29 protein-coding genes are annotated in these 24,677 nt (G+C 54.4%); 13 read left to right on the top strand and 16 right to left on the bottom strand.

The window, feature by feature from the left end:
- Positions 1-18: 18 nt before the first annotated feature.
- The 11 genes from flgL to flgB all read right to left on the bottom strand — a co-directional run bounded on the left by flgL (position 19) and on the right by flgB (position 9,873).
- The gene (flgL, locus tag BJP35_RS13320; protein WP_014169564.1) at positions 19-972 is read right to left on the bottom strand and encodes a flagellar hook-associated protein FlgL; all 954 of its coding nucleotides are present in this window, start codon (positions 970-972) and stop codon (positions 19-21) included.
- A 14-nt stretch (positions 973-986) separates the two neighbouring features.
- Entirely contained in the window at positions 987-2,627 is a 1,641-nt protein-coding gene (gene flgK / locus BJP35_RS13315; RefSeq protein ID WP_086463321.1) for a flagellar hook-associated protein FlgK, read from the bottom strand.
- A gap of 75 nt (positions 2,628-2,702) precedes the next feature.
- Positions 2,703-3,656 (bottom strand): flagellar assembly peptidoglycan hydrolase FlgJ, encoded by a 954-nt coding sequence (gene flgJ, locus BJP35_RS13310; RefSeq protein ID WP_086463320.1) that lies wholly within the window; start codon positions 3,654-3,656, stop codon positions 2,703-2,705.
- The gene (locus tag BJP35_RS13305) at positions 3,656-4,753 is read right to left on the bottom strand and encodes a flagellar basal body P-ring protein FlgI (RefSeq protein ID WP_014169561.1); all 1,098 of its coding nucleotides are present in this window, start codon (positions 4,751-4,753) and stop codon (positions 3,656-3,658) included. The genes flgJ and BJP35_RS13305 overlap by 1 nt, the downstream gene beginning before the upstream one ends.
- 12 nt (positions 4,754-4,765) lie before the next feature.
- Entirely contained in the window at positions 4,766-5,464 is a 699-nt protein-coding gene (flgH, locus tag BJP35_RS13300) for a flagellar basal body L-ring protein FlgH (RefSeq protein WP_023311139.1), read from the bottom strand.
- A gap of 57 nt (positions 5,465-5,521) precedes the next feature.
- Positions 5,522-6,304, bottom strand: coding sequence for a flagellar basal-body rod protein FlgG (flgG, locus tag BJP35_RS13295; protein WP_008500810.1), 783 nt, complete (start codon positions 6,302-6,304; stop codon positions 5,522-5,524).
- An 11-nt stretch (positions 6,305-6,315) separates the two neighbouring features.
- Complete coding sequence (locus tag BJP35_RS13290) at positions 6,316-7,071, bottom strand: flagellar basal body rod protein FlgF (RefSeq protein ID WP_014169559.1); 756 nt, start codon at positions 7,069-7,071, stop codon at positions 6,316-6,318.
- A 20-nt stretch (positions 7,072-7,091) separates the two neighbouring features.
- Complete coding sequence (flgE, locus tag BJP35_RS13285; RefSeq protein ID WP_014169558.1) at positions 7,092-8,300, bottom strand: flagellar hook protein FlgE; 1,209 nt, start codon at positions 8,298-8,300, stop codon at positions 7,092-7,094.
- Positions 8,301-8,326: 26 nt separating this feature from the next.
- On the bottom strand, positions 8,327-9,037 hold the full coding sequence (flgD, locus tag BJP35_RS13280) for a flagellar hook assembly protein FlgD (RefSeq protein WP_020884678.1): 711 nt from the start codon (positions 9,035-9,037) through the stop codon (positions 8,327-8,329).
- A gap of 11 nt (positions 9,038-9,048) precedes the next feature.
- Positions 9,049-9,453 carry a flagellar basal body rod protein FlgC gene (flgC, locus tag BJP35_RS13275; protein ID WP_013097138.1) on the bottom strand — a complete coding sequence of 135 codons (405 nt, stop codon included), beginning with the start codon at positions 9,451-9,453 and terminating at the stop codon, positions 9,049-9,051.
- Positions 9,454-9,456: 3 nt separating this feature from the next.
- Positions 9,457-9,873 carry a flagellar basal body rod protein FlgB gene (flgB, locus tag BJP35_RS13270; RefSeq protein ID WP_014169556.1) on the bottom strand — a complete coding sequence of 139 codons (417 nt, stop codon included), beginning with the start codon at positions 9,871-9,873 and terminating at the stop codon, positions 9,457-9,459.
- A 157-nt stretch (positions 9,874-10,030) separates the two neighbouring features.
- Between flgB and flgA the strand changes: the two genes are divergently transcribed.
- The 3 genes from flgA to flgN all read left to right on the top strand — a co-directional run bounded on the left by flgA (position 10,031) and on the right by flgN (position 11,507).
- Positions 10,031-10,690: a flagellar basal body P-ring formation chaperone FlgA gene (gene flgA, locus BJP35_RS13265; RefSeq protein ID WP_086463319.1), complete on the top strand. Its 660-nt coding sequence runs from the start codon at positions 10,031-10,033 to the stop codon at positions 10,688-10,690.
- Positions 10,691-10,783: 93 nt separating this feature from the next.
- Entirely contained in the window at positions 10,784-11,077 is a 294-nt protein-coding gene (gene flgM / locus BJP35_RS13260) for a flagellar biosynthesis anti-sigma factor FlgM (protein WP_014169554.1), read from the top strand.
- A 4-nt stretch (positions 11,078-11,081) separates the two neighbouring features.
- Positions 11,082-11,507 carry a flagella biosynthesis chaperone FlgN gene (flgN, locus tag BJP35_RS13255; protein ID WP_025204463.1) on the top strand — a complete coding sequence of 142 codons (426 nt, stop codon included), beginning with the start codon at positions 11,082-11,084 and terminating at the stop codon, positions 11,505-11,507.
- 59 nt (positions 11,508-11,566) lie between these two features.
- Here flgN and murJ read toward each other — a convergent pair whose 3' ends face one another.
- From murJ to rimJ, 4 genes are all read right to left on the bottom strand, one after another.
- Complete coding sequence (murJ, locus tag BJP35_RS13250; RefSeq protein ID WP_020884681.1) at positions 11,567-13,102, bottom strand: murein biosynthesis integral membrane protein MurJ; 1,536 nt, start codon at positions 13,100-13,102, stop codon at positions 11,567-11,569.
- Positions 13,103-13,293: 191 nt separating this feature from the next.
- Positions 13,294-14,217, bottom strand: coding sequence for a Gfo/Idh/MocA family protein (locus BJP35_RS13245; RefSeq protein ID WP_086463318.1), 924 nt, complete (start codon positions 14,215-14,217; stop codon positions 13,294-13,296).
- A 2-nt stretch (positions 14,218-14,219) separates the two neighbouring features.
- A complete protein-coding gene (locus BJP35_RS13240; RefSeq protein WP_014169549.1) occupies positions 14,220-14,870 on the bottom strand; it encodes a YceH family protein in 651 nt (216 codons plus the stop codon).
- 9 nt (positions 14,871-14,879) lie between these two features.
- The gene (gene rimJ / locus BJP35_RS13235; RefSeq protein WP_013097146.1) at positions 14,880-15,464 is read right to left on the bottom strand and encodes a ribosomal protein S5-alanine N-acetyltransferase; all 585 of its coding nucleotides are present in this window, start codon (positions 15,462-15,464) and stop codon (positions 14,880-14,882) included.
- Between the two features lie 236 nt (positions 15,465-15,700).
- Here rimJ and mdtH point away from each other — a divergent pair, with 236 nt between their 5' ends.
- From mdtH to BJP35_RS13190, 9 genes are all read left to right on the top strand, one after another.
- Positions 15,701-16,909 (top strand): multidrug efflux MFS transporter MdtH, encoded by a 1,209-nt coding sequence (gene mdtH, locus BJP35_RS13230; RefSeq protein ID WP_014169547.1) that lies wholly within the window; start codon positions 15,701-15,703, stop codon positions 16,907-16,909.
- A 124-nt stretch (positions 16,910-17,033) separates the two neighbouring features.
- Positions 17,034-17,594, top strand: a complete 561-nt coding sequence (locus BJP35_RS13225) for a lipoprotein (protein WP_020884685.1) — start codon at positions 17,034-17,036, stop codon at positions 17,592-17,594.
- A 126-nt stretch (positions 17,595-17,720) separates the two neighbouring features.
- Positions 17,721-18,767, top strand: a complete 1,047-nt coding sequence (pyrC, locus tag BJP35_RS13220; RefSeq protein WP_086463317.1) for a dihydroorotase — start codon at positions 17,721-17,723, stop codon at positions 18,765-18,767.
- Positions 18,768-18,841: 74 nt separating this feature from the next.
- Positions 18,842-19,087 carry a DNA damage-inducible protein I gene (gene dinI, locus BJP35_RS13215; protein ID WP_020884687.1) on the top strand — a complete coding sequence of 82 codons (246 nt, stop codon included), beginning with the start codon at positions 18,842-18,844 and terminating at the stop codon, positions 19,085-19,087.
- 272 nt (positions 19,088-19,359) lie between these two features.
- Entirely contained in the window at positions 19,360-19,614 is a 255-nt protein-coding gene (gene bssS / locus BJP35_RS13210) for a biofilm formation regulator BssS (protein WP_008500827.1), read from the top strand.
- Between the two features lie 116 nt (positions 19,615-19,730).
- The gene (solA, locus tag BJP35_RS13205; protein ID WP_020884688.1) at positions 19,731-20,849 is read left to right on the top strand and encodes an N-methyl-L-tryptophan oxidase; all 1,119 of its coding nucleotides are present in this window, start codon (positions 19,731-19,733) and stop codon (positions 20,847-20,849) included.
- Between the two features lie 59 nt (positions 20,850-20,908).
- Positions 20,909-21,022: a DUF2770 family protein gene (locus BJP35_RS13200; RefSeq protein ID WP_079231171.1), complete on the top strand. Its 114-nt coding sequence runs from the start codon at positions 20,909-20,911 to the stop codon at positions 21,020-21,022.
- Positions 21,023-21,250: 228 nt separating this feature from the next.
- Entirely contained in the window at positions 21,251-21,817 is a 567-nt protein-coding gene (locus tag BJP35_RS13195) for a cytochrome b (protein ID WP_032670551.1), read from the top strand.
- 1 nt (position 21,818) lies between these two features.
- A complete protein-coding gene (locus tag BJP35_RS13190; protein WP_020884691.1) occupies positions 21,819-22,397 on the top strand; it encodes a YceI family protein in 579 nt (192 codons plus the stop codon).
- Between the two features lie 41 nt (positions 22,398-22,438).
- Here BJP35_RS13190 and BJP35_RS13185 read toward each other — a convergent pair whose 3' ends face one another.
- Positions 22,439-23,488: a rhodanese-related sulfurtransferase gene (locus tag BJP35_RS13185; protein ID WP_032677865.1), complete on the bottom strand. Its 1,050-nt coding sequence runs from the start codon at positions 23,486-23,488 to the stop codon at positions 22,439-22,441.
- A gap of 222 nt (positions 23,489-23,710) precedes the next feature.
- Between BJP35_RS13185 and BJP35_RS13180 the strand changes: the two genes are divergently transcribed.
- Positions 23,711-24,637 (top strand): Kdo(2)-lipid IV(A) acyltransferase, encoded by a 927-nt coding sequence (locus BJP35_RS13180; protein WP_014169534.1) that lies wholly within the window; start codon positions 23,711-23,713, stop codon positions 24,635-24,637.
- The last annotated feature ends 40 nt before the right edge of the window (positions 24,638-24,677 follow it).

Genomic DNA, 24,677 nt, shown 5'->3' with positions numbered 1-24,677 from the left:
TTCCAAGAGGTCAAGATGTTATCTGTTCAGCTGGAACAGGGACATGCCCTGCATATCGCTAAACGCTTTATAAGATGCCTGCAGCGCGGCCTGCTGCATGGTGTAAGAGGAGATCGCTGCGTTCCAGTCCACATCAACCAGGTCGCTCATCTGCTTAGTCTGGCCCAGTGCACGATCGTCACCAAGGTTATCCAGCTTTTCAAGCTCGTTCATCTTGGTACCTACATCAGCAGCGACAGTAAGAATGTTGTTCTGGGTGTTTGTGATGCCGGTTTGAGCATCAGAAATGATTTTCCCCTGTGCTTCAGCTGCAGCAGAGTCGGTATCGACGGGAACCTTAAGCGCGGTAATCGCCGTATCGAGGATCTTGAACATGTTCGTCTCGCCATATCCGCCACCAGGCAGTTCTTTGGCGTTACTGGTGATGCTTTCGAAGATCTGCTGACCCGTGTGGCTAATGACCATATTACGCGCGGTATCAACCTGCTGCGAAATAGCCTCAGTACCGCCTTTGTAATCACCGGTAACGGAATCAAACGGTGGCACTTCAGTCTTAAAGCCGGCAAAAATAAACCGACCATTACCATCCGCGGTGTTTGCAAGGTTCATCAATTGGTCGCGAATACCTTGCAAATCGCTCGCCAGCGACAGGCGATCGTCATCACTTAAGGTTGCGTTTCCGGCATAGACTAATTTCTCTTTAGCACTGGTGATAGCGGCAGTGACCTGGTTAAGCACATTATCTTCGAGAGAAACTTTTTGTGATGCGAACGATCTTGCCAACGCAAACTGGCTATTTTGTGACTGTGATTGCGACAGAACAATAGCCTGCGACGCCGCGATGGGATCGTCCGACGGGCGATTGACACGCTTGCCGGTGGACATTTGTTCACCATAACTCAACCACTTGCTCTGGGAATCGGTGATCCCGCGCATGTTTTGGTCGTACATCATCTGGGTGCTAATACGCATGTTTCACCTCAGCCTTAGCGAATATTAATGATTGCATCAAAGAGCGAGCTGGCAGTTTGTAGAACCTGCGCATTAGCGAGGTAATACTGCTGATAGCGCTGCAAATTGCCGTACTCTTCGTCAAGGTTTACCCCTGAGATCGACTGCTGCTGTTTGGTTAACTGCGTCGCCACATTCGCTTTCGTTTCGCTGCTGGTTTTCAGTGCCGCTGTTGAGCTACCAACGGTACTGACGAGGGAAGCATAAGCATCATTGAAAGACTTATTCCCGCCGACAAGCTTGCTATTTTGCAGATCCAGCAATTTTTGACCGTTGCGGTTGTCACTTTCGCCACCGGCGCTTGTCGATGCCATCGCCAGTTTGGACTCATCATTAAACTTGAGTTCCATGTTTACGATGACATCAGAAACGGGCTTCACAACAAAACTGTCTTTGTTATTCGCGGTACCGCTCACGTTGACATTCAGGCCGTCGAAAGACAGATTGCCGCTCGCATCCGGACTCATCGTGAAACTGGTCTTATCCGACGTACGCGTAATGGTCCAGTCGGTTCCGTTGAACTGCAGCTTATAATCGGTTGCCTGGACTTTAGTACTGTCAGCCACGGAGGCTGTCAGCGCGGCGGTACCTGAATTCTTGCTGTTGGACACAACCGCAGGCGAGCCAAAGTCAAAGAGCTTGCCGCCAGCATCGCCGTTAGCATCAAAACCCGCTTCATGCTGCTTGTTCATCGCGTCAGCAAAGGCCAGCGCCATCTGGTTAAGGTTATTACGCGCTTTATCCAGATCTTCAGAGCGGAAGGTGAGTAAACCGCCAAGGGTGCCGGTGGTAATCAGCTTCTCAGGAATTTCGATATTCCCGGAAACGTCATCGGTATAGGCCAGCGTTGTACGGGTTGGGTCTGCGCTGGAATTCACCGCAGCCAGCTGGTTCGCTTTGCTCCCCTGTACCAGGCTGTAACCGGTGCCAAATGAGACGTTATACGTGCCGCCATCCTGCACAGAAACTTCAACACCGACAATTTTATTCAGTTCGCTCACCAGCTGATCGCGTTGATCGAGCAGGTCATTTGGTGATGAGCCAGCACCCACGCCGGTCAGACGGGAAATCTGATCGTTCAGGTTCGCAATCTGTTTGGCGTAGTTATTAATTTGATCGACGCTGGCAGAAATCGCGGTATTCACCTGAGAATCCTGATCGCGAAGATACTGATCGTTGGTTTTAAACTGATTGACCAGGCCATCCGCTTTGCCCAGCACCGTCTGGCGCGCAGCCGGATCTTCTGCGTTGCTCACCAGCGTCTGCAGACTTTTGAAGAAGTCCTGCAGCGTGGTAGAGAGCGAGTTGGTGGTATCCGAGAGCACATCGTCGATTTTTGACATCTGCTGATAGCGCGTAGTCAGGCCACTGCTCTGGGTCTGCGCGGCGCGCAGCTGGTTGGTAATGAATGCATCATACTCACGCTGGACACCGGAGACATAAACCCCGTTACCTACCCAGCCACCGCCGGTCAGCGTGCTGTTTGACGCGCCCAGCACTGTCGTCTGGCGGGTATAACCTGCCACGTTATAGCTTGAAATATTATTACTGACGGTATTGAGTGCCGACTGCGCAGCACTGAGGCCACTCATGGCACTGTTAATCAAACTGGACATGGGGGTTCCTTTTATACGTTCAGACACGAGTCCTGATGAAGGTTATCGGCAGCCTCCACCGGGACTTGAGAACTTTCAGAACAGATTTTCGATATCTGTGCTATAGGCTTTACTGACCTTCTCGCCCATCGATTTCAGCTGCTGAATCATACTGGTGAGCTTACGCGCATAGTTCGGATCGGTAGCGTAGCCCGCGTTCTGCAGTGCCTGAGCGCCCTGCTCCGCGGTTGCCGCCTGTGTAACGGCGGTGTAACGCGGATTTCGGCTCAACAGGCCCACATAGTCGGATAAGGCTTCCAGATAGGAGCTATAGACGCGGAATTTGGCTTTAACCTTCACCGCCGCACCGTTTTCATATTCAGTGGTGGTGATCTCGGTGGTCGGCCCCTTCCAGCTCGACGTCGCCTTCACGCCGAAGATGTTAAAGCTCGGATCGCCGTTTTCTGTACGGATCTGCCGCTGACCCCAGCCGGACTCCAGCGCCGCCTGCGCGAGGATCAGGTGATGAGGCACGCCGCTCTGTTCACTGGCAAGACGTGCCGGCAGCGAGAGCTGCGCCAGGAAGTCTTTGCTGTCGCCAGAAAGTGGCTCATCGCTGGTGCTCGTGGCCTTCGGTACGGCTTTGCGCACCATCTGCGTCAGGGCCTGATTCTGATAACTGGTCACCGTTTGCAGGTCGAACTTCATCGGCACCTGCTGTGGCTTATCATCCGGCTGGATGCCCTGCGCGGCTTCGGTCTGTTTGACAATCATATCAGCCAGACCGAGGCCTTTCCCGGCGGTCATCTGCTGCGCAATCTGCTGGTCATACATGCTGGTGTAAAGACGGGTTGAATCACTGCTGAACATCCCGTCTTTCGGCAGGGTTTCACGCATGCTTTTCAGCATCATCTGTACAAACATCCCTTCCACCTGGCGGGCGACCGGGCGGATATTCGCCGCCGGGTCCTTACCTGCTTTGGTTTTCAGTTCGTTGAGCGACTGGGCATCCCAGGCAGCACCGGTCAACAGCTTGCTATCGGTCAGCATCAGATGATTTCCAGTTTGGCGCGCAGACAGCCCGCGCTTTGCATGGATTGCAGAATCGACATCAGATCCATCGGCGTCGCCCCCAGGGCATTCAGGGCCCGAACCACGCTATTGAGGTTCGCGCTGGAGCGTACGCTCTGCAGCGACCCACCGCTCTGGCGCAAATCAATCTGCGTTTGTGGCGTCACCACGGTCTGGCCACCCCCGAACGGGGTATCAGGCTGGCTGACGTTGGCGGAACGGTTAACCGTCACGGAGAGGTTACCCTGCGCCACGGCACAGCTGTCGAGCGACACTTCGCGGTTCATTACGACCGAACCGGTGCGCGAGTTGATAATCACTTTGGCATCCTGAACCGGAACATTCACTTCCATATTCTGGATATCAGCCAGCATACGGACCTGGTTGCTGCTGCCGGTAGAAGTACGGATTTGCACGGTACGGGCATCCAGCGCCGTGGCGCTGCCGTAGCCGCGGCTACGGTTGATGGTGTCGGCAATCTGCTGCGCCATCGTGAAGTCTTCATTATTCAGCTGCAGGTTAATGGTGTTACCTGCGCCAAACTGGGTCGGCAGTTCACGCTCAATGATCGCACCATTGGTGATACGCCCGCCGTTCAGCTGGTTCACCTGCACACTGCTGCCGCCCGCAGACGCGCCGGCACCGCCGACCAGAATGTTCCCCTGCGCCAGCGCATAAACCTGGCTGTCGACCCCTTTCAGCGGAGTCATCAGCAGCGTGCCGCCACGCAGGCTTTTGGCGTTACCCATTGACGAGACCACGACATCAATTGTCTGCCCCTGGCGCGCGAACGCCGGGTAGGAGGCGGTGACCATGACCGCGGCCACGTTTTTCAGCTGCATATTGGTTCCCGCCGGGACGGTAATACCGAGCTGGGAAAGCATGTTGTTCAAACTTTGAGTCGTGAATGGCGTCTGGGTGGTCTGGTCGCCCGTTCCGTCCAGACCCACCACCAGGCCATAGCCAATCAGCGAGTTTTCGCGTACGCCCTGAACGCTGGTGAGATCGCGAATACGGTCAGCCTGGGCAAACGTTGCCACCAGCGCCAGCGCCACGGCGAAGATCGATTTAAACATGGGTCACCTCGCTTACATCGGCGATAAGTTAAGGAAGAAACGCTGCAGCCAACCCATATTTTGCGCTTCATTGATGTAGCCGTTACCGACGTACTCGATGCGCGCATCCGCCACCTGGGTGGACGGAACGGTGTTGGTGCCGCTGATGGTGCGAGGATTAACCACGCCCGAGAAACGAATGAACTCAGTGCCCTGATTGATGGCGATCTGTTTTTCACCCACAACGTGTAAATTGCCGTTAACCAGCACCTGGTCAACCGTCACCGTCAGCGTGCCGCTAAAGGTATTGCTGGCATTCGCGCCACCTTTACCGTTAAAGGTATTGCCGCCAGAGGCCTCGACATCAGCACGCGCATTGCCGAACAGGCCCTGCAGATAGCGTGGAACGGTATCGAAACCGAAATTGGTTTTGCCATCGCGGCTGGCATTCGCCGACGAGCTCTTGCTCGCGCTGACGTTTTCCTGCAACACAATGGTCAACGTATCGCCGACATTACGCGGGCGGCGATCTTCAAACAGCGGTTGATAGCCATAATTGATTGGCTGCGCGGTCTGGAAAATGGAGCCGTTCACCACTGGCGCCGGGCCAGGAACGGGTTGGGCGGTAGTCGCACCCTGCACTAAAGGTTTAGACGGGATCAAGGCACACCCGCTGAGGGTGACAGCCAGAACAGTCAGTATCGGATAACGAAACGCCGCGTTTTTTTGCATTGCCTTCATCTTCGAAAACAGGGAGCCGGCGCGGCGTTGACCGCACCGGGCTACACCTTAGAGTTGCGTCAGTTTCTGCAGCATCTGGTCGGTCGTCGACACTGCTTTACTGTTAATTTCATACGCGCGCTGAACCTGGATCATATTCACCAGCTCTTCCGCAACGTTCACGTTCGAGGTTTCCACATAACCCTGATACAACAGACCCGCACCGTTGAGGCCCGGGGTGCTTTCATTTGGCGTACCGGAGGATTGCGTTTCGGTGTAGAGGTTCTCACCAATGCTTTCCAGACCGGTGTCGTTCATGAAGGTGGTCAGGTTTAGCTGTCCAACCTGAACAGGTGCGGCCTGCCCCTGCTGCGTCACACTCACCACGCCGTCACGCCCGATAGTAATACTCAGGGCATTCGCCGGGATGGTAATCGCAGGCTGAACCTGGAAACCACCCGCCGTCACCAGCTGACCATTCTGATCGACCTGGAACGATCCGTCGCGGGTATAGGCAGAAGTACCGTCAGGCAACTGCACCTGGAAGAACCCCTGGCCTTTGATTGCCACGTCTTTGCTGTTGTTGGTCTGAGACAGGTTGCCCTGGCTATGCAGACGCTCGGTGGCTACCGGACGAACACCGGTACCAATCTGCAGACCGGATGGCAGTGTCGTTTGTTCAGAAGACTGCGCTCCCGGCTGGCGGATGGTTTGATAAAGCAAATCTTCGAAAACGGCACGCTGACGCTTGAAACCATTGGTGCTGACGTTTGCCAGGTTGTTGGCAATCACATCCATGTTGGTTTGCTGCGCGTCCAGGCCAGTTTTCGCGATCCATAAAGAACTGATCATAAGGAGTCCTGTTAACTCATAGCCAGAAGTTGGTTAGCCTTGCCCGCGTTTTCATCAACGCTGCTGATAATCTTCATCTGCATTTCAAAACGACGGGCACTGGCGATCATGTCGGTCATCGCTTCGACCGGCTTGACGTTACTGCCTTCCAGAACGCCGGACATCACGCGGATGCTCGGATCGGCCTGTAACGTGGCACCCCGAGTGGCCTGGGTCGCCTGGGTCAGACGGAACATCCCGTCATCGCCACGCTGCACCTCTTTGCCTTCCGCCTTCACCAGCTTCAGACGCCCAACGGGCGCAACGGTATTGGCCGGATCGCCCGGGTTCAATGCCGAAATGGTCCCGTCGGCCGCGATAGTCAGCTCAGACCCTTCCGGCACCGTCAGCGGACCCGCTTCACCCATTACCGGATGACCCTGAATCGTCAGCTGGCCCGTGGCACTCACCTGGATGTTACCGTTACGGGTATATCCTTCACCGCCGTCAGCGGTCTGCACCGCCAGCCAGCCGTCCTGTTGCAGGGCAACGTCCAGCGGGCGTGAGGTATAATCCATCTGCCCTGGCGTCATATCCGCACCCGGTGTAGAGGCCGTGACCAGCGTACGCGTCGGCAGGGAGAGCCCTTCCACCGGGACCGCACGCAGCGCATTAAGCTGCGCACGAAAGCCCGGTGTAGAGGCGTTTGCCAGGTTGCTGGCAGTAACAGCCTGCTGATTGAGCGTCTGGCTTGCCGCGCCCATCGCGGTATATATTGCGTGATCCATTGCGCTTTCCTGTCAGCCGCTTAACGCAGGTTAACCAGCGTGTTGAGGATCTGATCCTGGGTTTTGATGGTCTGTGCGTTCGACTGATAGTTACGTTGCGCGACGATCATGTTCACCAGTTCTTTACTCAGATCCACGTTAGACGCTTCCAGCGCACCGTTGGTCAGCGTACCGAAGTTACCGGAGCCCGCGGTACCCAGCAGCGCCACGCCGGAAGACTGGGTGGCAGACCAGACGTTATCGCCTTCAGACTTCAGACCTTCGTTGTTGGCGAAGTTAGCCAGCACGATCTGGCCCAGGGCCTGGGTCTGTTCGTTGGAGTAATTACCCACCACGGTGCCGTCGTCGTTGATCTGGTAGCTCACCAGGTCACCCGGTTTGTAACCGTTCTGGTTGGTTGCCACGATGTTATTGGCGCCGGTGTTCTGCTGCATGGAATTGGCGAAGCTCATCGCAAACGTGGCTGGCGTTGCACCTGGAACGGTGCCGGTAGTGATATTGATGCTGCCGCCGCCGGTCAGTACGCCGCTGGTGTTGAAGGTCAGCGTGGTCGCCAGGGATGGCGTGCTTCCTGCAACGCTGCCGTCCTGGGCATAGACTTTCCAGGAGTTTGCCGGAGTCGCGTCTTTAACGTAAAACAGGTTCATGTTGTGCGCATTACCCTGGCTGTCAAAGACCGTCACCGTCCCTTTTTTGTTGTAGCTGTCAGGGTTGGTCGGATCAAAGGCCGTGGTTGGCGCGGTGTCAGTAGAGTTCAGGTTGATCTGCTGGGACGCGGTGGTGGTGGATTTCGCCGCCATCAAGGTCGTTGGGATATTGATCGCCTGCGGGTTAGCGCCGGTCTGAACCGTTGGCGGGGTACCCGCAACAGGATAACCGGTTAATTGCAGACCCTGCATGTTCACCAGGTTACGGTTTTCGTCCAGTTTGAACTGACCGTTACGGCTGTAGAACACAGAGCCGTTGGAATCGACCATACGGAAGAAACCGTTCTGGCTGATGGCGACGTCCAGACCACGACCGGTGTTGGTCGTCGTACCGTCGGTAAAGTCCTGAGTGATGCCCGCAACTTTCACGCCCAGACCCACTTTGGAACCGGCAAACATATCTGCAAATGAGGCAGAACCGGATTTAAAACCATAGGTCGCGGAGTTGGCGATGTTGTTGCCAATGACATCCAGGTTGGTGGCCGCAGCATTCAGGCCGCTGACCGCTTGAGAAAAGGCCATGACTTACTCCTGATAAGTGTTAAGGCTTAGATAATCTGCCGAACTTCGTCGAGCGTGGTGGTACCCGAGGTACCCAAATCCAGTTTGTTACCGCCGGCGCCTTTAATCACGCCCTGAACCAGCGCGAACTGCAGTGGCTGCGCCACCAGTTGGGTGGTTCCGTTGCTGGCGCTGATCGCCACTTTGTAAGAACCGTTTGGTGCTTTCGTGCCGTCGGTCAGGCTGCCGTCCCAGGTAAAGGTGTGTACGCCTGCCTTAAGCTCACCAATGTCAATGGTGCGAACCACTGCCCCGCTCGCATCGCTGATCGTCGCAGTCACTTTGTCAGCCGGCTGCTGCAGCTCAACGCCAAACGGCGTGGTGGTCGTGGTTGACGTCCCCTCGGTAGTGCTGGTGCCGGCAAGGATCGTGGTCCCCGGGATCATCACCCCATGACCAATCAGATTCGCAGCCTGCAGAGACTGGCTGTTATCAATCTGACCGGAAACGGAGCCAAGGGTGGTATTGAGCTTTTCAATGCCGCTGACGGTACTGATCTGCGCCAGTTGCGTGGTCAGCTCGTTGTTCTGCATCGGATTGGTGGGATCCTGGTTCTTCAGCTGCGCCACCAGCAGCGTCAGAAAGCTGCTCTGCAGATCGGACGCGTTACTGCCCGTCAGGGCGTTGGAACCCGTCGAACTTTTGGCGCCATTAACACCTGAGTTCGTGGGATCATTCACATTTACGGCGATGGACATGCATGTCTCCTTTACTGGCCGAGAGTGAGTGTTTTGAGCATCATGCTCTTCACGGTATTAAGCACTTCGACGTTTGCCTGGTAACTGCGTGACGCCGACATGGAGTTCACCATCTCACCCACCACATCCACGTTAGGCATTTTTACGTAACCGTTCGCATCCGCCAGCGGGTTGCCAGGCTCATACACCAGCTTGTCCGGTGCCTGGCTCTCAACCACATCAGAGACTTTCACACCGCCGGTGGCCGCGCCTGGCGCCGCATCGACCTGAAAGACGACCTGTTTCGCACGATAAGGCTGACCGTCTGGTCCGGTCACGCTGTCGGCGTTCGCCAGGTTACTGGCGGCTACGTTCAGACGTTTGGACTGCGCGGTAAGCGCCGAGCCGGCGATATCAAAAATATTCAGCAAGGCCATTTATCAGTTGCCCCCCTGCAGGACGTTCATCATGCCTTTGATTTGTCCGCCGAGAACGGTCAGGCCTGTCTGGTATTTCAGGCTGTTATCGGCAAACTGTGTACGCTCCCGGTCCATGTCCACGGTATTACCGTCGAGTGAAGGCTGGTCGGGAATGCGATAAAGCAAATCGGTCGTTGGTGCGGTCATCGTCTGAGCGGGAATATGACGTGAGGAGGTCAGCGCGAGCGCGACACCGCTCCCTTCTGCGCGTCCACGCTCCATCACTTTTTTAAGCTCACTGGAAAAATCAATATCGCGCGCCTGATACCCTGGCGTATCGGCGTTAGCGATATTGGCGGCTAAAATTTCCTGCCGTTGGGCACGTAAATTGAGCGCTTCCTGCTGAAAACGTAACGCGGCGTCGAGTTTATCGAGCATGTCTCCTCCGCTGATGGCAAAATTTCAGTTCACAGCTTAAATCTCAACCCATCCGCCTTATCGACGGAATAAGCGCAAAATGCGTCGCTATTTATTGCGTTGATGAAAAACCACTGCAGGTAGAATTCACTCAATTCTGGAAACGGTGGAACTTGCGATGCAAACGTTAAAACGTGGCCTGATGGCAACTTTCTTGCTTTTTAGCCCCCTGGTGCAGGCGGATGGTTTACAGGATCAGCTAAACACCTTTTTTGCCCAGAAGCTGGCGGGCTTTAGCGATGAAGTTGTCGTCACGGTACGCACGCCACCAAATCTGTATCCCTCCTGTGAGCAGCCGTCATTTACCGTGACCGGCACCACCAGACTGTGGGGGAACGTGAACGTGCTGGCACGCTGCGCCAACGAAAAACGGTATTTACAGGTTGCAGTCCAGGCGACAGGCAATTATGTTGTCGCCGCTGTCCCCATTGCCCGGGGTACCGCACTGCAGGCCAACAGCGTGACGTTGAAACGTGGCCGTCTGGATCAGCTGCCGCCACGGACAATGCTTGAAATTAACCAGGCGCAGGACGCCGTCAGCCTGCGTGATGTCGCACCGGGTCAGCCGATACAGCTATCGATGCTGCGCCAGTCGTGGCGCGTCAAGGCGGGTCAACAGGTGATGGTGGTGGCCAATGGAGATGGCTTCAGTATCAACAGTGAAGGGAAAGCGTTAAACAATGCCGCGGTGGCACAAAATGCCCGCGTCAGAATGTCTTCAGGGCAGGTGGTTAGCGGAACCGTCGATTCTGATGGGAATATTCTGATTAACCTATAATCTTTTTAAAGATTTCGCTGCAGCTGCCGATAAATATTCAACTAATGATGATGTCAGGCGCCAACGCCGCGAACCCTCGATGAGGACAACACTATGAGCATTGATCGTACATCAGCCCTGAAGCCGGTAAGCGCTGTACAACCTCGCGAAACGAATGACGCTACGCCGCAGAAAACGCGTCTGGAAAAACCGTCAACGTCTAACAGCACCAGCGTAACCCTGAGCGATGCCCAGGCAAAACTGATGCAGCCAGGCGGCAACGATATCAACATGGAACGCGTTGAAGCGCTGAAAACGGCTATTCGTAACGGCGAGCTGAAAATGGACACCAGCAAAATTGCTGACGCCCTGATTCAGGAAGCGCAGAGTTTCTTACAGAGTAACTAACCGTATGAGTCGACTGTCAGAAATACTGGATCAAATGACGGTTGTCCTGAACGACCTGAAAACGGTAATGGACGCTGAGCAACAGCACCTCTCTTCCGGTCACATCAACGGCAGCGCGTTGCAGCGTATAACTGAAGACAAAAGCTCGCTTCTGGCGACGCTGGATTACCTTGAGCAGCAACGTCGCGCTGAGCAGGATCCTAAGCGCAGTGCTAACGACGATATCGTTGAGCGCTGGCAGACTATTACAGAAAAAACCCAGCACCTTCGCGATCTCAACCAGCATAACGGCTGGCTGCTTGAAGGTCAGATAGAGCGTAATCAGCAAGCGCTTGAGGTGTTAAAACCGCATAAAGAAACCGGGCTGTACGGTGCGGATGGGCAGACAGCGACGGCACGTATTACGGGCGGGAAAAAGATTTCGATTTGAAGCATAAGCGACAAATCAAGCAGTGGGGAGCACCATAAGGTGAACTCCCCTTTTGGCGTTTATGCCGTACGGCGGGCAAACTCTTTCACTTTGAAGCCCAACACGGCGAGGGTGGCAAAGTAAGCCACAACCCCAACACCCACCACGGCCATCAGTCGCAGCAGACGATAAGGCATGGTGCCGAGCGACCACTCCGGCATCACGTGCATCATGCCGAGCAACGCCGCTGCCATCACCAGCACCGCGATAACCAGTCGCACAAGGAAACTCGCCCAGCCCGGCTGCGGCGTGAAGATATCCTGCTTACGCAGCTGCCAGTACAACAGCCCGGCATTCAGACAGGCCGCCAGACCAATAGACAGAGCCAGCCCCGCGTGCTTCAGCGGGCCAATAAACGCCAGGTTCATCAACTGGGTCATCACCAGCGTCACCAGGGCAATCTTCACCGGCGTTTTAATGTTCTGACGGGAGTAGAACCCTGGCGCCAGCACTTTAACAACAATCAGCCCCATCAATCCCACCGAGTACGCCACCAGCGCCTGCTGAGTCATGGACGCATCATGGGCTGAAAATTTACCGTACTGGAACAGCGAGACGGTCAGCGGTTTCGCGAGGATCCCCAGCGCCACCGCGCTTGGCAGTGCCAGCAGGAAACAGAGGCGTAAGCCCCAGTCCATCAGGCGGCAATACTCATCATGGTTGCCGCTGGCAAAGCTTTTAGAGAGCGACGGCAGCAGAATCGTCCCCAGCGCGACGCCCAGTACGCCAGAAGGAAACTCCATCAGACGGTCAGCGTAGTACATCCAGGAGACCGAACCGGACACCAGGAAAGAGGCAAAGATGGTATTGATGATAAGTGAGATCTGGCTGACAGAAACCCCGAGGATTGCAGGTCCCATCTGCTTCATGACGCGCATTGCGCCGGCATCACGGAAATTAATGCGCGGCAGAACCAGCATGCCAATTTTCTTCAGATGCGGCAGCTGATATGCCAGCTGCAGGACGCCGCCCACGGTCACCGCCCAGGCCAGCGCCAGTACCGGCGGGTTGAAATGCGGTGCGGCAAACAGGGCAAAGCCGATCATGCTGACATTCAAAAACGTCGGCGCAAACGCCGGAACGGAGAAGCGGTTCCAGGTATTGAGGATTGCCCCCACCAGCGAGGCCAGTGAGATCAGCAGGATATAAGGAAAGGTAATGCGCAGCAGCTGGGTGGTGAGCGCAAATTTATCAGCGGTGTCGGCAAACCCCGGCGCGGTCACCATAATCACCCAGGGCGCAGCCAGCATCCCCAGGACTGTCACAATAGCCAGCGCCAGCGTCAGTAGCCCGGAGACATAGGCGACAAACACCCGCGTAGCATCTTCGCCCTGCTTGCTTTTATATTCCGCCAGAATTGGAACGAAGGCCTGCGAGAAAGCCCCCTCAGCAAAAATACGGCGCAATAAATTCGGCAGTTTGAACGCGACGAAAAAGGCGTCCGTTGCCATCCCAGCACCAAAAACCCTTGCCACAATGGCATCGCGCGCAAAACCCAGTACGCGAGAAAACATGGTCATCGAGCTGACGGCTGCCAGCGATTTTAATAAGTTCATTAATGTGAATTTCCACAACCATACGGCAAAACGCCTGCAGAGCAGGCGTAATGAATGCCCGACGGCGTTGCGCTTGCGCAGGCCTTCGGATTTGCAGGCCGGGTAGGCGAAAAGCCTCCCGGCGAAACCAACAATCGGCGCTTAGTCTACCCGGATTTAAGGGAATTACTATCGGCAGATGTTACAGAGGGTTATTCACTCATGGCCTCTCGCCAGAGCCGTTCCACGATGCGTTGCGCCATGATGGCCTGTTCACCGGCGGTTTCCGGAACCGTCTGATTTTGCACGCAGCTAATGAAGTGACGGGCGCATCCCGCGAAGCCGCGTTGCTCCAGAGTGCTCTGCCAGCCCGGCGCCGGAAGCGTGACCACACCGTTGCCCTTCTCTTCACGCCACTCCCGCATGTCGGTGATGTCATACAGCGCACCGTCAGTGACGGCCTGGACAAACTCCCGCTGACTGCCCGCACGACGATGCATGCTGGTGGTCACCTGCAGATGTTCCAGCGCAAAGTGGTGCTCGGCGTAGACCATCTCGCCCAGATCGTTGGTCATCAGGGTCCCGCTTTTCAGCTGAGCCTGGCCGTTTGTCAGCCAGAGCGCCGTGTCCACCACGTGCAGATAATCATCGAGAAGCGTAAAGCGCAGATCGTTTGGCCCGACGCTGTCGGTACGGTGTTTATCCATCCTCAGGGAGGCCAGCGCGCCCGGCTGTGCCTTCAGTTGCTGATAAAGCGGAGCGAAGCGGCGGTTAAAGCCCACCATCAGCGTCAGGTTCTTGCGTGCCGCCAGCTCTATCAGTCGCTCGGCATCCTGAACGTTATCCGCCAGGGGCTTATCCACACAGACGTGAACACCGGCATTCAGCAGTTCGCTGACCACCTGATAGTGCGTTGCCGTTGAGGTATGCACAAATACCGCATCGCACTCGCGGGCAAGATCCGACAGCGAAGCGGCGTATGGTATCCGCCAGGTTGCGCAGATGCGTTCAGCCTTCTCGCGGGTAGGTGACCACGCGCCCTGAAGCGTCCAGTCCGTTGCCGCGCCTAATACCGGTAACCAGGCTTTCTGCGCAATACCGCCAAGCCCCACCACCCCTACACGTAATTTTTTCACTGTTAATCTCCCAAATGTGCCAGCAGTGCGTCCAGGCGCTGCTTCAGCCCAGCGACCTCCTCTTCCAGCGCGTCCACGCGCGCCGTCAGGCTGCCGCTGACAACAGTGGACTCTTGTTCCGTTGCCAGCGTCGCGGTATCCACCTCGCCACTGAAGAGATGCATATAGCGGCTCTCACGCTTGCCCGGTTCGCGTGCCAGACGCACCACGTAAGGGCCATCTTCGCGGGTTGCAAGCCCTTCCAGGGTTTGTTCCACTTCCTGCATATCCGCAAACTCATGCATACGGGAAGCCCGTGTGCGCAGCTCGCCGGGAGTTTGTGCCCCGCGCAGTAAAAGGGTCGCGATCACCGCCACTTCCGCGGCGCTCAACTTCAGGTCGCCGAATTCGGAATTACAAAAACGTTGTTCGTACTTGGTGACGCGGTTTCCGAAGCCGCTGACGGTGCGCAGATAATGGCGTTTCACCAGTTCATCCAGCACATCCTGAACGTCATGCTCGCTGAGGTTCATTACCGGCTCGCGGTTGGTCTTTTGGTTGCAGGCCATCATGACGGCGTTGACAGAGAGCGGATATTGCTCCGGCGTCGTGACCTGTTTTTCCAGCAGGCATCCGACGACGCGCGCTTCTGCACCGCTTAACTGATATTTCATCTCTTCTCCTTAGCGACCCGCTGTCCAGTCCCGGGTGGTTAATGCCGTGAGGACATGGTCGCGCCATTCTCCATCTATCAGCAGATAGTCTTTGGCGTAACCCTCTTTCTCAAACCCTAAACGCGCCAGCAAATTACCGCTGCGCTGATTATGCGGCATATAGTTCGCCATAATACGATGGATATGTTGCGTGCGTTGCATATAACGGATCGCCACCGTTAATGCTTCATACATCAGCCCCTGCCCCTGCCATTTCTGACCGATGGAGTAGCCGAGGTAGCAGGCGTGAAACGATCCGCGCACGACGTTTGAAAAATTGGCGATGCCAATGATCTCTTTTTCTTCGGGATCCAGCAGCGCAAAATAAAACGCACTTCCCTGCTTATGAAATTCCGCAATCATACTGAGGCGCGCCTGCCAGCCGGATGGGTAACAATGGCTCTCATCCCGAACGGGTTCCCAGGGTTTTAAAAACTGGCGATTCTCGGCGTAATAATCCGCCAGACGCCAGGCATCACGCTCATGCACCAGACGAACGACCAGCCTGTCCGTTGTCAGACGCACTTTTGGCACATTACTGCGATAGCCAAACATCGATACCACTCCTTCCCGTCACTTCTGCTGACCCATTAGCTTTACTATACCTGTGCCTGCGCCGTCTGTGAAAACAGTGACATACCATTTTGACCTCTTTTCACATTTTTCGATGAGAACTCTCTATCAAAGCGCTCTTTTGATAAAAAAATATTGTCACGCCCAGGGGTGGGAAAACGCGCAGTAACCCCGCAGAATGTTAGCGTGCTCACCATCCTGTTTTCCCTGGAGGGAAAATGTCCCGCGTATCACAGGCGAGGAGCCTGGGTAAATATTTCCTGCTAGTCGATAACATGCTGGTCGTGCTCGGCTTTTTTGTCGTGTTTCCTCTTATCTCGATCCGCTTTGTCGATCAAATGGGCTGGGCGGCGCTGATGGTTGGCATCGCGCTGGGTTTACGCCAGTTTGTCCAGCAAGGCCTTGGGGTGTTTGGCGGTGCCATTGCTGACCGCTTTGGCGCGAAACCGATGATTGTGACCGGTATGCTGCTTCGTGCGGCAGGCTTTGCCACGATGGCGGTTGCCCATGAGCCCTGGCTTCTGTGGTTCTCCTGCTTTCTCTCCGGGATCGGCGGAACCCTGTTTGACCCGCCGCGCACCGCGCTGGTGGTGAAGTTAATTCGCCCGCAGCACCGCGGACGTTTCTTCTCGATTTTGATGATGCAGGACAGCGCGGGCGCGGTAATTGGCGCGCTTCTGGGGAGCTGGTTGCTGCAGTACGATTTCCGTCTGGTCTGCGCGGCTGGCGCGGTGCTCTTTATTCTGTGCGCCCTCTTTAATGGCCTGTATCTGCCAGCATGGAAATTGTCAACGGTGAAAGCGCCGGTACGCGAAGGGCTGGGCCGCGTCCTGCACGACAAACGTTTTGTCACCTACGTATTGACCCTGACGGGTTACTACATGCTTGCCGTGCAGGTGATGCTGATGCTGCCTATCATGGTCAATGATATTGCGGGAACCCCGGCCGCCGTGAAATGGATGTACGCCATCGAAGCCGCGCTTTCGCTGACGCTGCTCTATCCGATTGCCCGCTGGAGCGAACGGCGTTTTCGCCTGGAGCATCGTCTGATGGCCGGGCTGTTTTTAATGACGCTGAGCATGATGCCCATCGGTCTGGTGAATTCTCTCCAGCAGCTGTTTACGCTGATTTGCACCTTCTATATCGGCTCTATCATCGCCGAGCCGGCTCGTGAGACGCTGAGCGCCTCGCTTGCAGATGCGCGTGCCCGCGGCAGCTATATGGGGTTCAGCCGACTCGGTCTGGCCTTTGGTGGGGCTTTGGGTTACGCCGGCGGCGGCTGGCTGTTTGATGCAGGCAAAGCGCTGAATCAGCCGGAACTGCCGTGGATGATGCTCGGCGCGGTGGGCTTTATGACGCTGCTGGCCCTCTGGTGGCAGTTCAGCCAGAAGCGCAGCGCAAGCGGCATGCTCGAACCTGGCGCGTAGCCCTTCCCTCTGGCGGGAGGTCGCTCCCGCCTCACTTCTCAGTTTTTTCTGCTGGTTTCTGCCATTTCACACTGACATACTGACGTAACAGGACAGAAGCGCCGATTTTTCGTTGAGGAACACTATGAAGAAAATTGTCATTGCCGCTGCATTCATTGTCAGCGGTCTGCTGGTGGGCTGTAACCAGCTTACGCAATACACCGTCAGTGAACAGGAAATTAATCAGGCGCTGGAAAAACATAACAACTTTTCAAAAGACATCGGCGTCCCCGGGCTTGCCGATGCGCATATCGTCCTCAGCAACCTGACCAGCCAGATAGGACGTGAAGAGCCAAACAAAGTGACGCTGAACGGGGATGCGAACCTCGATATGACCTCCCTCTTCGGCAACCAGAAAGCCAATATCAAGCTGAAGCTGAAAGCGCTGCCGGTCTTTAACAAAGAGAAAGGGGCTATTTACCTGCAGGAGATGGAAGTCGTCGATGCGGAAGTCACGCCGGACAAGATGAAATCTGTGCTGCAAACCCTGATGCCTTATCTGAATCAGTCGCTGCGTAACTATTTTAATCAGCAGCCAGCCTATGTCTTAAGTGAAGACAAGAGCAAGGGTGAAGCGCTTGCGAAAAAGTATGCTAAAGGGATAGAGGTGAAACCGGGAGAAATCATTATTCCCTTCACTGATTAATCCGTAGGGCGCCGAGGCGCCCTTTTTTTTACGGAAAAGTGTGCAAACGAAAACGTTTCCGCTTATGATTTGTGTCCGGCAAAAACAGCCATCCGAATGACTGATTCCTGACAAGCCGGAGCTTCCATGACTGCACAACCCCAGGTTCTTAAAATCCGCCGCCCTGACGACTGGCATATCCATCTGCGCGATGGCGATATGCTCAAAACCGTCGTGCCTTATACCAGCGAAATTTATGGCCGCGCGATTGTCATGCCTAACCTGGTGCCACCAGTCACCACCGTCGATGCCGCAATGGCGTATCGCCAGCGCATTCTGGATGCCGTCCCGGCGGGCCATGATTTCACCCCGCTGATGACCTGCTACCTGACCGATTCCCTGGATCCAAACGAAGTGGAGCGCGGGTTTAACGAAGGCGTGTTCACCGCTGCGAAACTTTACCCGGCCAATGCCACCACCAACTCCAGCCACGGCGTTACCAGCATTGATGCCATCATGCCGGTGCTGGAGCGCATGCAGAAACTGGGTATGCCGCTGCTGGTTCACGGTGAAGTCACGCATGCCGAGATCGACATCTTTGACCGTGAAGCCCGTTTTATCGACACCGTGATGGAGCCCCTGCGTCAGCGCCTTCCCGCGCTCAAAGTGGTCTTCGAGCACATCACCACCAAAGATGCCGCTGAGTATGTCCGCGACGGTAACGAGCTTATCGCCGCCACCATCACGCCACAGCATTTGATGTTTAACCGTAACCACATGCTGGTTGGCGGTATACGTCCGCATCTGTACTGCCTGCCGATCCTCAAGCGTAACATTCACCAGCAGGCGCTGCGCGAACTGGTTGCCAGCGGTTTCTCCCGTGCGTTTCTGGGCACGGATTCCGCACCTCATGCGCGTCATCGCAAAGAAGCAAGCTGCGGCTGTGCGGGCTGCTTTAATGCCCCAACCGCTCTCGCAAGCTACGCAACCGTGTTTGAAGAGATGAATGCCCTGCCGCATTTCGAGGCGTTCTGCTCACTCAATGGCCCCCGTTTTTATGGGCTGCCGGTCAATGAGACCTTCATTGAGCTGGAACGTAAAGAGAGCCAGGTTGAGGAAGCCATTCCACTGACCGATGACACGCTGATCCCATTCCTGGCAGGTGAAACCGTTCGCTGGACGGTAAAACGCTAAAAAATCAGTGCCCCTTGTTGTCAAACCGATAATATACCTGTATAAATAAACAGTATGTTACACAGGGGGCATTTATGCGTATTGAAGTCACCATAGCCAAAACTACCGTTCTGCCTGCCGGCGCGCTTGATGCGCTTGCAGGCGAATTATCCCGTCGTATTAACAACACCTTTCCCGAAAACGACGGTGCCGTAACGGTGCGTTACGCGGCCGCAAACAACCTCTCCGTCATTGGCGGCGCGAAAGAAGATAAAGCGCGTATCACCGAAATCCTGCAGGAAACGTGGGAAAGCGCCGACGACTGGTTCATCACAGATTAACACTGCTCCCTCATTGTGTTTTTTTGCCGGGTCGCCCCGGCTTTTTTTCGCCTGAAAATCCAGAAAGTTCAAATTAATTCGGCAACTTCTTTAAAAATCGTGAACAACATGGTGTTTTATTGTTCGAACAATCCTAAAAAGCAGAAAAATGTGTTGCTAGCTGTTTATTTTTCCCTTAGGAACCCTTATTACTTGTATACTGAAGTTGCTTCAGAAAAACATGCATTGAACCTCGAAGTCGTTGTCTTCTAACACGCATTATGGGGGTTATAATGGAAAAGAATAGCGAAGTCATCCAGACCCACCCACTCGTTGGCTGGGATATCAGTACCGTAGACAGCTACGATGCACTGATGCTGCGTTTGCACTACCAGACCCCAAATCAGCTGAACCGTGAAGAAGCGGAAGTTGGACAGACGCTGTGGCTTACGACAGACGTCGCCCGTCAGTTTATTTCTATTTTGGAAGCAGGCATCGCAAAAATAGAATCTGGCGACTACCAGGAAAATGAGTATAAACGGCATTAGCGTTTAGCCCACTTTTCACTCTACAGGCACCCTCGGGGTGCCTTATTTATTTCTCCCTTGTATAAGCCCCCGATGTTAATTACTCTGCTAACAAAGCGTTAGTTTAAGAGATGCCCATGAAATATGATCTGATTATTATTGGTAGCGGCTCCGTTGGTTCTGCCGCCGGATATTATGCCACCCAGGCTGGCCTCAAGGTTCTGATGATAGATGCCCATCTTCCCCCTCATTCAGAGGGAAGTCATCATGGCGATACTCGCCTCATTCGTCACGCCTATGGTGAAGGCGAGCGCTATGTCCCGCTGGTACTTCGCGCGCAAGCGCTCTGGGACGAACTGGCTAAACAGACTGAGGAGCGCATTTTCGAACGCACCGGTATCATTAACCTTGGTCCTGCCCGCTCTGATTTTCTCGCCAGCGTCGAACGCAGCGCGAAGACATTCAACCTGGACGTTGAGAAGCTCGACGCGGCGGGGATCATGTCACGCTGGCCGGAAATCACCGTCCCGGACGATTATGTTGGTCTCTTTGAAGCCCATTCTGGGGTGTTGCATTGCGAAACAGCAATAAAAACCTGGATAGCGCTGGCCGCGAAAGCAGGCTGCGCCCAGCTTTTCAATTGCCCGGTCGAAGCCATTAAACATGACGCTGACGGCGTCACGGTGACAACCCTGGACGGAGAGTACACGGCCTCCCGATTGCTCATCAGTGCAGGTACCTGGGTAACCCGTCTGCTGCCAGACCTTCCCGTACAGCCGGTGCGCAAGGTCTTCTCCTGGTTCCAGTCTGATGGCCGTTACAGTACGCAGAATAAATTCCCGGCGTTCACCGGCGAGTTACCCAACGGCGATCAGTTCTACGGCTTCCCTTCGGATAAAGACGCGCTCAAAATCGGGAAACACAATGGGGGACAAATCATCTCCTCTCCTGAAGAACGTAAACCGTTTGGCGCCTACCCACAGGATGGCTCTGAAGCCTTCTCGTTCCTGCGAAATATTCTGCCGGGCGTCGGTGGCTTACTCTATGGCGCGGCATGCACCTACGACAACACGCCGGACGAAGACTTTATTATCGATACGCTGCCCGGGCATGAGAACACATTGCTCATCACCGGTCTGAGCGGTCACGGCTTTAAGTTCGCGTCGGTGCTGGGTGAAATTGCCGCGCAGTTTGCCCAGGGTATTACACCGCAGTTTGATCTGACGCCCTTCTCTCTTTCACGTTTTAACGGATAATCCACCACGGGCTTCGGACGTTCCGGAGCCCGTCTTTTTGTTACGGTTTGCGGGGCGCTATGCGCAAAGTTGTGGGTTTTATCATCAATAATATTCGTGAGCATTTGATGCTCTATATCTTATTGTGGGCGCTGCTGGCCATCATTGATTTTATTTACATTGTATTTTACTGAAAGCCTGCCTGACATTTATTGACATTACTTTATATTTACTTAAGTTAGAACAATTCCTCAATTAGCCCTTTGTTAAGTCTTGCACGAAGACATTGAATTACCTTTGCGGATCATTTTCAAAACCGCTGAAATAAATAAAATAAAAATCAATATCGACTTATTTCAGTTGCAATATCATTCCTTCCCGTTCATTTTTACTGCTCTGTTTATTTGATAATGGTAATCCTGATGCAATTGCGTAACACCTCCCGGCGCTATGGAATAATATCCATAAGCTTGCACTGGATATTTGCTATTGCGGTCTATGCCATGTTCGGACTTGGCCTCTGGATGGTGACGCTCAGCTATTACGATGGCTGGTATCACCAGGCCCCGGAGCTGCATAAGAGCATCGGCGTGCTGCTGATGATGGGGCTGGTTATTCGCGTGATCTGGCGACACATTTCACCGCCGCCTGCCGCGCCAAAGACCCACAGTAAATTTACCCGTATCAGCGCTGTTGCCGCGCATATTACGCTTTATGCGCTGCTCTTCGCTCTTCTGATCAGCGGCTATCTCATCTCGACAGCAGAGGGTAAGCCAATAAGCGTTTTTGGCATTTTTGATGTCCCGGCAACGCTTGCCGATGCGGGATCACAGGCCGATATTGCCGGGGTGATTCACCTCTGGCTGGCATGGAGCGTGGTTATCCTGTCCGTGCTGCACGGGCTTGCCGCCCTTAAACATCATTTCATCGATAAAGACGATACGCTAAAGCGCATGCTTGGCCGCTCGTCAGTTGACTCTGGAGCTTAAAATGAAAAAACACCTGCTGGGTATCGCACTGGGTTCTCTGTTATTTACCACCGGCTCAGCCGTTGCTGCTGACTATAAAATTGATAAAGAGGGCCAACATGCTTTCGTCAATTTCCGTATTCAGCATCTCGGGTATAGCTGGCTGTATGGCACCTTTAATGATTTTGACGGCACATTCAGCTTTGACGAAAAAAATCCTGCCGCCGATAAAGTCAACGTGACCATTAATACCAACAGCGTCGACACCAATCATGCAGAACGCGATAAACATTTGCGCAGTGCGGAATTCCTGAACGTGTCTAAATTCCCACAGGCCACCTTCACCTCCACGGAAGTGAAAAAAGATGGCGATAAGCTGGATATTACCGGCAACCTGACGCTCAACGGCGTGACAAAACCGGTTACGCTGAATGCAAAATTAATGGGCCAGGGTGACGATCCGTGGGGGGGTAAACGTGCCGGATTTGAAGCCGCAGGTAAAATTCACCTGAAAGACTTTAATATTACTACCGATTTGGGCCCGGCTTCTCAGGATGTCGAACTGATTATTTCCGTTGAAGGCGTTCAGCAGAAGTCATAATAACGACGCCCGGCAGGCTTTCGCACTGCCGGGCATCAGCCTTATTCAGGGTCGGGAATACCCAGTTTGGTGTTCAGACGGCCACGGGATTTATTAAAAATCTTGTTACCGTTTTCCCGTCCTGCACGACGACGGCGCTGCTCCTCTTCCGGCAGCATACTCTCTTCACTGCACAGTTCGCTGCAGCATCCGTTAAATTTCTCGGCACAGGTCGGACACTGAATAAACAGCAAATGACATCCGTCATTTTTGCAGTTGGTATGAGTATCACACGGCGTACCGCACTGGTGACAGTGGGCAATCACATCCTCTGAAATACGCTCGCCCATTCGTTCGTCAAAGACAAAGTTCTTACCGATAAAACGCACCGGTAAACCCTGCTCACGGGCACGGCGGGCGTACTCAATAATGCCGCCTTCAATGTGCCAGACCTTATTAAACCCGTTGTGCTTCATCCAGGCGCTGGCCTTCTCACAGCGGATCCCGCCGGTGCAGTACATCACGATCTTTTTATCTTTATGTTCCTGCATCATCTCAACCGCTTTTGGCAGTTGCTCGCGGAAGGTATCAGCCGGAATTTCCATCGCGTTTTCGAAATGCCCCACTTCATACTCATAGTGGTTACGCATATCGATGAACACCGCATCCGGATCGTCCAGCATCGCATTCACTTCCGCCGCTTTCAGGTATTCCCCGACATCAGCGGCGTTAAACGCCGGATCGTCAATACCATCCGCGACAATGCGTTCACGCACTTTCATGCGCAGTACCCAGAATGATTTACCGTCATCATCCAGGGCAATGTTCAGGCGTACACCGTTGAGAGCCGGATCGAACCCGTAAAGCAGGTCGCGGAAGGCGTTTACTTTGCTTTCCGGTACGCTGATCTGGGCATTGATGCCTTCACGGGCAAGATAGACGCGCCCGAAAACATTCAGCGTCGTGAAGGCCTGATAAAGCGCATCGCGGGTCGCTTGTGGATCGTTGATGGTAAAGTATTTGTAGAATGAGATTGTCGTGCGCGGTTCGGTTTCAGCCAACATACGCGCCTTTAACATCTCATTCGAAACGCGGTTGTGTAACACTGGCATGGTGTACAAGTCCTGCAATCGTTAGAGAGAATGAAAAATCGGTCGGCATCATATAGCAAACAATGACAATTTACATCCACACAATTTACGCTACATTTCACACACCCTAGTTAGTCAGACTTATCAATTGCTGCATTCGTACACGTTTCGAAGACAGACATTTTGGCTACGCCTCAAAAAATGAGACAATAGCTAAACAGGACGTTAGAACACAGGAAAGACATGACCCAGTTACCGAAATTTACTGTCGCCCTTTTGCATCCCCGCTATTGGTTGACCTGGCTTGGCATTGGTTTTTTATGGCTGATGGTCCAACTCCCTTACCCTGTGATTTTCCGTGTGGGCAAATGTGTGGGCCGTATTGGTCAAAAATTCATGAAACGCCGCGCCAGGATTGCCTACCGCAACCTTGAGCTGTGCTTCCCGCAGATGAGCGAGGCGGAACGTCATGAGATGGTGACCAGGAATTTCGAATCCGTTGGCATGGGGCTGATGGAAACCGGTATGGCGTGGTTCTGGCCAGACAAACGGATGGCCCGCTGGAGTGAAGTCACTGGGACGGGTATGGAGCCTGTGCATACGCTTCAGGCCAATAAGACAGGCGTACTGCTGATTGGCGTGCATTTTCTGACGCTGGAGATCGGTGCGCGTATGTTTGGCATGCAGGCACCCGGTATTGGTGTTTATCGCCCTAACGATAACCCGGTGATCGATTTAATCCAGACCAACGGCCGTATGCGCTCCAATAAAAGTATGATCGACCGTAAAGACCTGAAGGGGATGATCCGCGCGCTGAAATCAGGTGAAGTGATCTGGTATGCCCCTGACCACGATTATGGCCCGCAATCCAGCGTATTTGTCCCGTTCTTCGCCGTTGAAGAGGCGGCCACAACCACCGGTACCTGGATGCTGGCGAAAATGTCCAAAGCCGCGATCGTCCCGTTTGTCCCGCGTCGCAAGCCGGATGGCTCAGGCTACGAATTAATGATGCTCGAGCCGGAACTCGCGCCGCCGCTGGACGATGCGGAAACGACCGCTCGCTGGATGAACAGAGTGGTTGAGAAATGCATCATGCTCGCGCCGGAGCAGTATATGTGGCTCCATCGTCGCTTCAAAACGCGGCCAGAGGGTATGCCGTCGCGCTATTAATTTTCCGTGCGGCCATCAGGGCCGCACGCTCATTTAGCTT

Source organism: Enterobacter sp. J49 (assembly GCF_002148625.1).
Classification (GTDB): domain Bacteria; phylum Pseudomonadota; class Gammaproteobacteria; order Enterobacterales; family Enterobacteriaceae; genus Enterobacter; species Enterobacter ludwigii.
This window is presented reverse-complemented; position numbering and strand designations above follow the sequence as displayed.